The organism is Ideonella sp. P3_A4 (assembly GCF_056403075.1).
The window spans coordinates 20,339-31,810 of sequence record NZ_JBFUGE010000009.1; the positions used below are offsets into that span (position 1 = coordinate 20,339).

Sequence of the window (11,472 nt, forward strand, 5' to 3'; positions counted from 1 at the left end):
GACAGCGCCACTCGCGGCCCAGGGGATATGGGCCTGGAGAGTGCTCTCCAAAGCCCGCTCGGGTGAACCCGAGTCGATTCAGCGTTTGACGTTCGGCCTGGCGGGTGCGGCGGCTGTGCCTGAACCCGCAATGGGGCTGGCATAGCGCGTCAACAACTCGTAGGCGTCAGCGCCTTTTCGGCGCCACACGTCGACCACGAAAAGGTCGCGGTCCTTCAACTTCAGCTTGAAGCTGGCAATCGCCAACTCGCCTCGTTCGTGAACAGCAAGCTCGGTCACCAGAGCCTGGCCCGGTGCCTTCAGTTCGTTGGCCTGCAACCAGTCGTCGCGCGGTACGGGCACTGCCGGCGTGGCGGCATTGCGCTGCTCGAACTCGGCCGACACCAGGCGATCAAGGTTGCCCTTGTCGCCTGCGCGCACCGCGTCGATCAGGTCGTACTCGTGATCGTTGAAGATCTTCACGAAGCGGGTCATCGTGACGACCCGCATACGCGGCGGCGGCTGATCGCCGGCCGGCTCGGCAGCCATGACGGCCGCCGAGCTCAACAGCAAAGCACCGGCGGCTGCCAGCACCAAGCGGTCAAAACGCATCTTCAGGGATAAGCCAGCGCGCACTTGCCACCGTTCGCATTGACCCAGTTTTGCTGGATCAGGAACTTGCGGGGGCCCCACTGCACGTTGTACTTCGAGCCGTTAGGAGCGGTCTGCTGGGTACCAAACGTCCAGGCGCACTTGTCGGCGTTTTCCATGCCGGTCGAGGTCTGCCACCAGGCGTTCAGATCCGGGTCGGTCGCGGCTTCTTCGATCTCGTGCATGATCACGCTGGCCATGCCGTCGACACCCGGGTTGTCGTTCGGGCTGCTGGCCGATTGCGCGGCGCAGGAGCCGATGCAACGGGCAGCGTCACCGACGAACGAGTACTTGATGTCCACGCCCGACATCGAAGCATGGGTGTGCCAGCCGCAGTACTGAGTGCAGAAGCCCGAAGACGCGGTGACGTCCTTGGTCGTCAACACCAKGTAGATGCCCTTCTTGTCGGCAATGAACTTGCCGGCGGTGATCGCGTCCTGGACCAGCTGCTTGATCTGCGCATCCGACAGTGACGAGCCGAGCGACTTGTTGACGTCGTCGATCTGGGTCTTCAGGTTGACCTTGTTCTTGACGCTCTTGGTGGTGTCGTTGTTCTGGTAGTACGTCGTGTTGATGTTGTAGTAAGGCGTGCCGGTGATGTTCTTGATCATGTCATTCACGATCGCCTTGCCGGTCGGGCTTTGCGTGGCCCAGTTACCGTACCAGAGGATGTAAATGTTCTGGCCGCCCGCGGCCTTCATCACCGGGCCACCGTGGTAATCGATGCCATTGGCCAAGTTGGATTCAACCTGAGGCACGAATTGACCAGCCTTGGCGGGAACGCCGTAGCCTTTGCCCGTGGGAACCATTTGCACGCCTTGAGCCGCTTCCGAGGCCGAAGAGGCCTGGTCGCGCGTGGCGGCGGCTTGCGCGGTGGCGCCGGCACCCATCATGAGGGCGATGGCGAGCCACAGGGTCGAGGGACGTGATTGCATTTGCAGTCTCCTGAAGAACACTAGAGCCGGCGCTGGCGAATCGCTTGGCGCCGAACGAACCCGGCCTCGACAAGCAGCACCGGGTGGGCGATGCCTTGAGGCCAGAGTTCCGATGCTAGGAAGACCGCAGGCGTCGGTCAAAGGCAGCACCCCCCTTAGGTAAGGGGGGTAGGCCTCAACCAACGATCAATTTCTATCCACAGCCTGGGTTCGCACTGAGAGCGGAAAAATCCGAAATGGCCTAGGCGTGCCATGCCCACGTCGGCCGGGGCGACGCGCTTCATCGATTTCGGCGCGTTGGCATAGAACGCGTGCAGCGACTCGATGTTTCGCTGCGACATGAACTCGTCGTCGGTGAAGCTGAGCGCCAGCATCGGCGTGCGCAGCTCTGCATAGCGTTGCTTCAGCGCCGAGCCGCCCTCGCCCATCATGTACTGCGGCGACAAACACCAGCGCCGCCATTGCGACATCACACCGCGCGGCAAGTCACCCACCTTCTTCAGCCGGCGCCCTGGGAAGTAGCCTGCCAGCGGCAGGGTCAGCGGCACCAGCACGAACCACATCCACCAGACCATGCGCTTGAGCTTGGGCGCGTTCTCGCGCCAGTAGCCGCTGCCTGAAGCCACCGTGACGGCCCGGTCGACCAGCTCGCGGTTGGGCACCAGCCCGAAGATCTGGCCGCCCAGGCTGTGGCCGATCCAGTGCAGCGGCCGCTCGGCCGACAGCTGCGCGCGCAACCAGGCCAACGCACCGGCCGCGTCCTTTTCGGCCCAGGTGTGGATGTCGGCGTCGAAGCCACGCAGCGAGCGCGCGTGGGCYGCCGGGCGCGATGCGGCCATGCCGCGGTAGTCGAAGCTCAGCACCACGTGGCCCAGGCCAGCCAGCCAGCGCGCGAACTCGGCGTAGTAGCTTTGAGGCACGCCCATCGCCGGCGCAATCAGCACCGCGGCGCGCGCAGTCTCGGGGTTGCCGTACAAGGTACCGGCCAGCTCGAAGCCGTCGGTGGCGGGAAAACGGATCGGTGTCATCTCGTCCTCCAAAGCCTTGAGCCAGTCGCTCAGGCGGGGGTGAACTCGGCCCAGTGGTTGGCCAGGTGCATCAGGTGCGCGCGCGTGTAGGCCGGCTTGTCCAGCGCACCGTAGGCGAAATGCGCCTGCAACGCACCGCTGTGCCGCTCGAAGCGGTCGAAGGCATTCAGCAGACGTTGAACGGCCGCCGGCAGCGGCGTGTCAGCAGCCAACACCGGCGCGCCAGGGATCGGCTGGTCCAGCGCATGGTGCATGGCACCGCGTGCATCGAACAGCGCAAAGGCCAAGTGGCCCACCGTCGCCTGGAACAGCGCCGGCTTGGATTCAGGAAAACCATCGAGCGAGAACTCGACGCTTTGCGCCGCGTGGTTCAGCACCTGCGCGAGGTTCCACGCGCCAGTCGTGCGCAGTGGATGCTCGGCCAAAGGAACCACCGCGCGGCGGGCATCGTCGAGCGTCCGAAAACGCGCCGAGCCGCTCGCGATGAACGCGCCGGTGCCGATGGCAACGGCGCCTACAACCGCGCCGCCGGCGAACATCACACGGCGGCGCGTTGTCACGGTCAGACTGCCTCGAAGATGCCGGCGGCGCCTTGGCCGGTGCCGACGCACATCGTCACCATGCCGTACTTCAGCTGCTTGCGGCGCAGCGCGTGCACGACCGTGGCCGCGCGGATCGCGCCGGTCGCACCCAGCGGGTGGCCCAACGCGATGGCGCCGCCCATCGGATTGACGACGTCGGGGTTCAGGCCGACGGTGCGGATCACCGCCAGCGCCTGCGCCGCGAAGGCTTCGTTCAACTCGATCCAGCCCATGTCGGCCAGGCTCAGGCCGGCGCTCTTCAGCGCGGCAGGGATCGCCTCGATCGGGCCGATGCCCATGATCTCGGGCGGCACACCCTTGGACGCAAAGCTGACGAAGCGGGCCAGCGGCTTCAGGTCGTACTGCTTGATCGCCTTCTCGCTGGCCAGAATCAGCGCGCCGGCGCCGTCACTGGTCTGCGAGCTGTTGCCGGCCGTCACGCTGCCCTTGGCGGCGAACACCGGCTTCAGCTTGCCCAAGCCCTCGAGCGAGGTGTCCTTGCGCGGGCCTTCATCCAGGCTCACGGTGCGGGTCGAAAGGTTGATCTCGCCGGTGTCCAGGTTCGGGAAGCGCTCGATCACGTCGACCGAGCAGATCTCGTTCGTGAACTCGCCGGCAGCCTGGGCGGCCAGCGCCTTCTGGTGCGAGGCCAGCGCGAACGCGTCCTGGTCTTCGCGGCTGACCTTCCACTGCTGGGCGACCTTCTCGGCGGTCAGGCCCATGCCGTAGGCGATGCCGACGTTCTCGTCCTTCAGGAACACGTTCGGGTTGAACGAGGGCTTGACCCCGGTCATCGGGATCATGCTCATGCTCTCGGCGCCGCCGGCCAGCATCACATCGGCTTCACCGACGCGGATGCGGTCCGCCGCCATCTGGATCGCCGACAGGCCCGACGCGCAGAAACGGTTGACGGTGATGCCGCCAACCGAAGTCGGCAGACCCGCCAGCAACATCGCGATGCGGGCCATGTTGGCGCCCTGCTCGCCTTCGGGCATCGCGCAGCCGATGATGCCGTCTTCGATGGCCTTCGGGTCGAGCGACGGCACTTGGGCCAGCGCGGCCTGCACGGCACGCACCAGCAGGTCGTCCGAACGGGTGTTCTTGAAGTAGCCGCGGCCGGACTTGCCGATCGGGGTGCGGCTGGCGGCGACGATGTAGGCGTCTTGGATTTGCTTGCTCATGGTCGTCGCTCCAATCAGTTGCGCACGGGCTTGCCGGTCTGCAGCATGCCCATGATGCGTTCTTGCGATTTCGGGTGGTCGAGCAGGCTGCAGAAGTGCTTGCGCTCGAGCGTCATCAGGTATTCCTCGGTCACCAGCGTGCCGGCTTCGACCTCGCCACCGCACACCACATCGGCGATCAGGCTCGCGATGTGGAAGTCGTGCTGGCTGATGAAGTTGCCGTCACGCATGCCGACGAGACTCGCCTTGATGGTCGCGATGCCCATGCGGCCGGCAACCGGGATCAGCGCCTTGGCCGGTGCGCGGTAGCCGGCGTCGGCCATCGCCTTGGCCTGGCTGATCGCGACGTGCAGCAGCTCGTCCTTGTTCGGCACGATCACGTCGCTGTCGAGCAGGTAGCCCAGCTTGCGCGATTCGATCGCGCTGGTGCCGACCTTGGCCATCGCGGCGGCTTCGAAGCCACCCTTCAGGAAGTTCAGCAGGTCCGAGCCCGGGCCGCTTTGCACATTCTCGGCCGCACGGCGGGCGATGTAGGTCAGGCCACCGCCGCCCGGCAGCAGGCCGACGCCCACTTCGACCAGGCCGACGTAGGTTTCCATCGCCGCCACGCGCTTGGCGCAGGCCACGGCGATTTCGCAGCCGCCGCCCAACGCGATACCGCGCATCGCAGCGACCACCGGCACGCTGGCGTAGCGCACCCGCAGCAATGCGTCCTGCAGCTTCTTGACTTCAGGGTTGATGCCCTTGCTGCCGCTCTTCATGAAGACCGGCATCAGCGCTTCGAGGTTGGCACCGGCCGAGAACACATCGTCCGGTGACCAGATCACCAGGCCCTGGTACTTGGCTTCGGCCAGCTCGACGGCCTTCAGCAGGCCTTCGGTCACCGCCGGGCTGATCAGGTGCAGCTTGCAGGTGATGGTGGCGATCAGCACCTCGCCGTCCAGCGTCCAGACGCGGATGTCGTCGTTGCGGAACTCTTCGGTACCTGCCTTCAGCGGGTCGGTCGCGCCGGCGCCAACGAGGCTCTCCGGGAAGTGCTGGCGGCTGTAGACCGGCAGGTTCGAGCGCGGGATGTAGCGCTTCTGCGAAGCCGACCACGAGCCTTCAGGCGTGTGCACGCCGGTGCGGCCATCGAAGACCCAATCGGGCAGCGGCGCCTTGCACAGCGCCTTGCCGGCTTCGATGTCTTCCTTGACCCAGCCGGCCACTTGTTGCCAGCCGGCTTCTTGCCAGATCTCGAACGGGCCCTGCTTGGTGCCGAAGCCCCAGCGCATCGCGAAGTCGATCTCACGCGCCGAGTCGGCGATGTCGGCCAGGTGCACGGCGACATAGTGGAACGAGTCACGCATGATCGCCCACAGGAACTGCGCCTGCGGGTTGGTCGATTCGCGCAACAGCTTCAAGCGCTCGGCGGCGGGCTTCTTCAGGATGCGCTCGACGATCGCGTCGGCCTTGCCGCCGGCCGGCACGTAGTCGGCCTTGGCAGGGTCCAGGCGCAGGATGTCCTTGCCCACCTTCTTGTAGAAGCCGGCACCGGCTTTTTGTCCCAACGCGCCCTGCTCGATCAGCTTGGCCAGCACCGGCGGCGTGGCATAGCTGGGGAAGAACGGATCGTCTTTCAGGTTGTCTTGCAGCGTCTTGATGACGTGGGCCATCGTGTCCAGGCCGACCACGTCCGCGGTGCGGAAGGTGCCCGAGCTGGCGCGACCGAGCTTCTTGCCGGTCAGGTCGTCGACCACGTCATAGGACAGCCCGAACTTCTCGGCTTCGTGGATCGTGGCCAGCATGCCGGCGATGCCCACGCGGTTGGCGACGAAGTTCGGCGTGTCCTTCGCACGCACCACGCCCTTGCCCACGGTGGTGGTGACAAAGGACTCCAGCTGGTCCAGGTAGCCAGCTTCGGTGGTGGGCGTCGGAATCAGTTCCACCAGGTACATGTACCGCGGCGGGTTGAAGAAGTGGATGCCGCAGAAACGCGGCTTGATCGACTCGGGCAGCGCCTCGGCCAGCTTGGTGATCGACAGGCCCGATGTATTCGACGCGACGATCGCGTGCGGCGCGATGAACGGCGCGACCTTCTGGTACAGGTCCAGCTTCCAGTCCATGCGTTCGGCGATGGCCTCGATGATCAGGTCGCAGTCCTTCAGCAGCTCCAGGTGCTCTTCGTAGTTCGCGGGCTGGATGCGCGCCGCGTCTTCCGGCACGCCCAGCGGGGCGGGCTTGAGCTTCTTCAGGTTGTCGATGGCCTTGAGCGCAATGCCGCTCTTCGGGCCCTCTTTGGCGGGCAGGTCGAACAGGACGACCGGCACCTTCACGTTGACCAGATGGGCGGCGATCTGCGCGCCCATCACGCCGGCGCCCAACACGGCAACCTTGCGAACCTGGAATCGACTCATCTTGTGTTCTCCTTCAGGCGTCATTCGACGCGGATCCATGTTTGCGAACGGCCAAGCATCGGCATGCCGATGTAGCCACGCACCTCGAGGGCCTTGCCGTCCTGTGCCGGCTTCAACCGCACCTTGTAGACCTTGCCGTTGGCCGGGTCCAGGATGTCCCCGCCGTTCCACAGGGCCTTGTCGTCGGCGTCTTGCTTGACGCCGCGGATGATGGTCAGGCCGACCACCGGCTGGTTCTTGCGTTCGTCGCTGCACTGGTCACAGACGACGTCGGGCTTTTCGTTCGGATCGAGCAGCTTCTCGATCTTGCCGACCAGCACGCCGCCGCTGTCGGCGATGCGCACCAGCGACTTCTCCTTCTTCGAGCCATCGTCGATGGTCTTCCACAGGCCGATCGGCGAGGCGTTGTCGGCCCACGCGAGCGGGCCGGTGGCCAACAGAGCGACTGCCAGCAAGCTGCGGATGACGGTGTGTTTTTGCATGTCTTGTCTCCTCCGGGCTTTGTTGTTCAGAACAGCGCTTCGTCCATCGCCATCAGCGGCTGCAGGCCCGCGCGGCAGCTGCGGATCAGGCCCGCGGTCTCGGGCAGCAGCTTGGCGAAGTAGAAGCGCGCGGTGGTCAGCTTGGCGGTGTAGAACGGGTCGGTCTTGCCGGCCTTCTGCGCATCGAGCGCCACCTTGGCCATGCGGGCAAAGAAGTAGGCGAAGGTCATGTGACCGACGACGCGCAGGTAGTCCACCGCGGCGGCGCCGACTTCGTCGGGGTTCTGGAAGGCCTTCATGCCGATCTCGGTGGTCAGCTTGGTGACCTTGTCGCCGATGTCGCCCAGCGGGTTGATGAATTCCTGCATGTCTTCGCGAATGCCTTCGTCTTCGACGAACGCGGCGATCTTCTTGCCGAAGGCCTTCAGCTTCTTGCCGTTGTCCGACAGGATCTTGCGGCCCAGCAGGTCCAGCGACTGCACGGTGTTCGTGCCTTCGTAGATCATGTTGATGCGGGCATCGCGCACGTATTGCTCCATGCCCGATTCGTGGATGTAGCCGTGGCCGCCGAAGACCTGCATGCAATGCGAGGTGGCGAGCCAGCCGTTGTCGGTGATGAAGGCTTTGATGATCGGCGTCAGCAGCGCGACTTCATCGTCGGCTTCCTTGCGCACGTCTTCGTCTTCGTCGTGCAGCGCCTTGTCGAGCTGCACCACGGTGTGGATGCACAACGCGCGACCACCTTCTGCGAAAGCACGAGCGGTCAGCAGCATCTTGCGCACGTCCGGGTGCACGATGATCGGGTCGGCAGGCTGGTCCGGCGCCTTCGGGCCCGACAGCGAACGCATCTGGATGCGGTCCTTCGCATAGGCCACGGCGTTCTGGTAGGCCACTTCGGTCAGGCCCAGCGACTGGTTGCCGACGCCCAGGCGGGCGGCGTTCATCATCACGAACATCGCCATCAGGCCCTTGTTCGGCTCGCCCACCAGCGTGCCAACCGCGTCTTCCAGGATCAGCTGGGCGGTCGAGTTGCCGTGGATGCCCATCTTGTGCTCGAGGGCGTTGCAGTGGATGCCGTTGCGCTCGCCCAGCGAGCCATCGGCGTTGACCTTGAACTTGGGCACGATGAACAGCGAGATGCCCTTCGAGCCTTGCGGCGCGTCCGGCAGGCGGGCCAGCACCAGGTGGATGATGTTGGCGGCCATGTCGTGCTCGCCGGCCGAGATGAAGATCTTCTGGCCAGTGATCTTGTAGGTGCCGTCGCCCTGCGGCTCGGCCTTGCTGCGCAGCATGCCCAGGTCGGTGCCGCAATGCGGCTCGGTCAGGCACATCGTGCCGGTCCACTCGCCGCTGGTCAGCTTGGGCAGGTACGTTGCCTTCTGCTCGGTCGTGCCGTGCGCCTGCAGCGCCTCATAGGCGCCGTGGCTCAGGCCCGGGTACATCGTCCAGGCCTGGTTGGCGCTGTTGAGCATCTCGTAGAAGCACTGGTTCACCGTGTGCGGCAGACCCTGGCCGCCGAACGCCGGGTCGCAGCTCAAAGCGGGCCAGCCACCTTCGACGTACTTCGCATAGGCTTCCTTGAAGCCCTTCGGTGCCTTCACGTCGTGCGTCGCCTTGTCCAGCGTGCAGCCTTCGGCATCACCGCTCAGGTTCAGCGGGAACAGCACTTCCGACGCGAACTTGCCGCCTTCTTCCAGCACTGCGTTGATGGTGTCGGCGTCCACGTCCGCATAGGCCGGAATGCCCTTGAACTCGTTGACCACATCGATCACTTCGTGCAGCACGAACTGCATGTCGCGCAGGGGCGGGTTGTACTGGGCCATGGTGACTCCTTGAGACGGGGAAATGGACGAGTTATCGGCGCGTTAGGCCGTAGGGGAATGCAGGGACGGCAGCGACACGCGGTCGACGGCCCCTGGCATGGCGTAATGAGAAATGGTGCGGGCAAAGCCGACGCGTGCGCGCTCGACGGCACCCGGGCTGCGCAGGAATCGCGCGTCGTGGTGCAGAGCCAGGATCAAGCCGTGCACTTCGAACAGCATCTGACCGGGGTCGGTGTCGGGCTGTAGATCGCCAACCTCGACGGCCAGCTCGATCGCGCGGCCCATCGCGCGGTGCCAGGCCAGCACCATCGCGGCCAGCGCATCGCGCACCGGGCCCGGCCGGTCGTCGAACTCGACCGCGCCGCTGATGTAGATGCAGCCGGAGTCGATTTCGACCGCAACGCGCTTGACCCAGTTTTCGAACAACGCGACCAGGCGAGGCAGACCGCGCTCTTCGCGGATCGCCGGAAAGAACACCTCTTCTTCGAATTTGGCGTGATACTCACGGATCACGGAGATCTGCAGTTCCTCGCGTGAGCCGAAGTGGGCGAACACGCCCGACTTGCTCATGCCGGTCACCTCCGCCAGCGCGCCGATCGACAGGCCTTCCAGGCCCATGTTCGACGCCAACGCCAGCGCCGCCTCCAGGATGTTGGCGCGCGTGGCCTGGCCCTTTTGCAGCGACCGGGCACTGGTGCTGTTGCGGCGGGGTTCGAGAGGCAATGACGACACGGGCGAGGGGCCTGGTGGATGGCCGGTAGGCCGGGCCAGGCAATAAACGAACGATCGTTCTATTTTGCAGAAATCGCTGGGCCGTGTGCGCCTCTCGATGAGACTTTTTCTAGGGTTGGTGGCCTAGATGCTGCAGCAAATGCAGCAACGAACAGGGTTTACCCGTGACAAAGCCGGCCTCAGCGCCTCGGCGAAGTCAGCACCTGCGCAAATCCATGGATTGAGACTTGTCACGCAAGCGAGCTATGCTCTGAGCTGAACCCGTTTTCACGGGTGCAAGCAAAGGTCGCCCGCTCATGGAGGTCTTGCAGCTCGACGTATCCGGCCGCCCGCAGGCATGGATGACGGTCCGCGAAGCGGCCGTGCTCTATGCCAGCGACAGCATTGCCTGGACGTTGGGCGACACCTGCCACGTGCTGCGCGGCGGCTTCCAGCGCACCACCGGCCTGCAATCGCGCATCGAGGTGCACCCGATCATCGCGGTGCGCGGCACGGTGCCCTCGCGGGCCTGGCGCCAGTCCCCCGCGCTGACCAACCCGAAACTTTTCGTCCGCGACCGCGGCATGTGCGCCTACTGCGGCCACCGCTTCGCCTTCGACGACCTGACCCGCGAGCACATCATTCCGGTCTCGCGCGGCGGGCGGGACAGCTGGATGAACTGCATCACCGCCTGCCGCGGCTGCAACGGCCACAAGGGCAACCGCCTGCCCGAAGAAGCGCGGATGAGCCTGATGTACCTGCCCTACGTGCCCAGCCTGCACGAGGACATGATCCTGCGCGGCCGCCGCATCCTGGTGGACCAGATGGACTTCCTGCTCGCCAGCGTGCCGCGCAACAGTCGATTGCACGACTGAATGCACGACTGAATTCACGCGCCGTGGCGACCCGCGCCACAGTTCTTTACGCGGCGCGCGAACTTGCGCCGCGCTCGCGGCTCAGAATCTGCATCAACCTGTGTCAACGCAGCCGGCCCGGCTTTCGTTGGCAAGTCATCGCCTGACCCAGGCTCTCCACCCGCCGTCGCCATGAAGCGCATTCCGTTTTCCGCCGCCGCACTGGCCGCCGCCATGGCCGCTGTCATCACGCTCAGTGGCTGCGTCGTCGCCCGCCCCGACGCCGTTCCCTACCATGCCACCCAGCGCGCTTCGCGCATCGTCGACGCCACCGTGTTGAGCCTGCGCCCGGTCACGGTGCAGAGTGGCTACCAGACCGGCGCGGGCGCCACGATCGGCGCGGTGGCCGGGGGCGTGGCCGGCTCCAATGTCGGCGGCTGGCGCGAGGGGATGGTGCTGGGCGTGGTGGGCATGGTGGCGGGCTCCCTGATCGGCGACGCGATCGAGCGCGACGCGGCCAGCGAGCCCGGCTGGGAGATCGTCGTCCAGCTGCGCAATGGCGAACGGCGCTCGATCATGCAAGCCAAGTCTGTCGAAGACCTGCGCGAAGGGGACCAGGTGGTGCTGGTGATGGGCGGTGGCCGCACCCGCGTGGCACGCGCCCCCGCCGGCACGCCTGAGCACCAGGCAACCGCGCCGCGGTTGCCGCCGCCAGTGGCCACGCCGTCCCGGCCGGCCGAGCCGCCGGCGCAAGGTGCTTCGGCGCCAATCTACACGCCGCGTTGATCCCCCACAGCTGAGGCGCACTACCGCGCCATGCCCCATCGAGGGGATGGCAAGCCTTGATCGCC

Annotated in this window: 11 protein-coding genes; 2 read left to right on the forward strand and 9 right to left on the reverse strand. The window is 65.6% G+C overall.

Annotated features, from left to right (window positions below; all coding sequences use genetic code 11):
- Nucleotides 1–78: 78 nt before the first annotated feature.
- The 9 genes from AC1DYI_RS02710 to AC1DYI_RS02750 form a co-directional block, all read right to left on the reverse strand.
- Nucleotides 79–591: a hypothetical protein gene (locus tag AC1DYI_RS02710; protein ID WP_477202523.1), complete on the reverse strand. Its 513-nt coding sequence runs from the start codon at nt 589–591 to the stop codon at nt 79–81.
- Between the two features lie 2 nt (nt 592–593).
- Nucleotides 594–1,565, reverse strand: a complete 972-nt coding sequence (locus AC1DYI_RS02715; RefSeq protein WP_477202524.1) for a hypothetical protein — start codon at nt 1,563–1,565, stop codon at nt 594–596.
- A 155-nt stretch (nt 1,566–1,720) separates the two neighbouring features.
- On the reverse strand, nt 1,721–2,593 hold the full coding sequence (locus AC1DYI_RS02720) for an alpha/beta hydrolase family protein (protein WP_477202525.1): 873 nt from the start codon (nt 2,591–2,593) through the stop codon (nt 1,721–1,723).
- Between the two features lie 29 nt (nt 2,594–2,622).
- On the reverse strand, nt 2,623–3,153 hold the full coding sequence (locus AC1DYI_RS02725; protein WP_477202526.1) for a DUF1569 domain-containing protein: 531 nt from the start codon (nt 3,151–3,153) through the stop codon (nt 2,623–2,625).
- Between the two features lie 2 nt (nt 3,154–3,155).
- Nucleotides 3,156–4,355, reverse strand: coding sequence for an acetyl-CoA C-acyltransferase (locus AC1DYI_RS02730; protein ID WP_477202527.1), 1,200 nt, complete (start codon nt 4,353–4,355; stop codon nt 3,156–3,158).
- Nucleotides 4,356–4,369: 14 nt separating this feature from the next.
- Nucleotides 4,370–6,751, reverse strand: coding sequence for a 3-hydroxyacyl-CoA dehydrogenase/enoyl-CoA hydratase family protein (locus AC1DYI_RS02735; RefSeq protein WP_477202528.1), 2,382 nt, complete (start codon nt 6,749–6,751; stop codon nt 4,370–4,372).
- A 20-nt stretch (nt 6,752–6,771) separates the two neighbouring features.
- Nucleotides 6,772–7,233, reverse strand: coding sequence for a DUF2147 domain-containing protein (locus tag AC1DYI_RS02740; protein WP_477202529.1), 462 nt, complete (start codon nt 7,231–7,233; stop codon nt 6,772–6,774).
- 26 nt (nt 7,234–7,259) lie between these two features.
- Complete coding sequence (locus AC1DYI_RS02745; protein ID WP_477202530.1) at nt 7,260–9,056, reverse strand: acyl-CoA dehydrogenase C-terminal domain-containing protein; 1,797 nt, start codon at nt 9,054–9,056, stop codon at nt 7,260–7,262.
- 42 nt (nt 9,057–9,098) lie between these two features.
- Nucleotides 9,099–9,788, reverse strand: coding sequence for a TetR/AcrR family transcriptional regulator (locus tag AC1DYI_RS02750; RefSeq protein WP_477202531.1), 690 nt, complete (start codon nt 9,786–9,788; stop codon nt 9,099–9,101).
- Nucleotides 9,789–10,084: 296 nt separating this feature from the next.
- On the opposite strand from AC1DYI_RS02750, the gene AC1DYI_RS02755 reads away from it, so the two are divergent.
- Both AC1DYI_RS02755 and AC1DYI_RS02760 read left to right on the forward strand, forming a co-directional pair.
- Nucleotides 10,085–10,642: an HNH endonuclease gene (locus AC1DYI_RS02755; protein ID WP_477202532.1), complete on the forward strand. Its 558-nt coding sequence runs from the start codon at nt 10,085–10,087 to the stop codon at nt 10,640–10,642.
- A gap of 171 nt (nt 10,643–10,813) precedes the next feature.
- Entirely contained in the window at nt 10,814–11,407 is a 594-nt protein-coding gene (locus tag AC1DYI_RS02760; RefSeq protein WP_477202533.1) for an outer membrane lipoprotein, read from the forward strand.
- Nucleotides 11,408–11,472 lie beyond the last annotated feature (65 nt).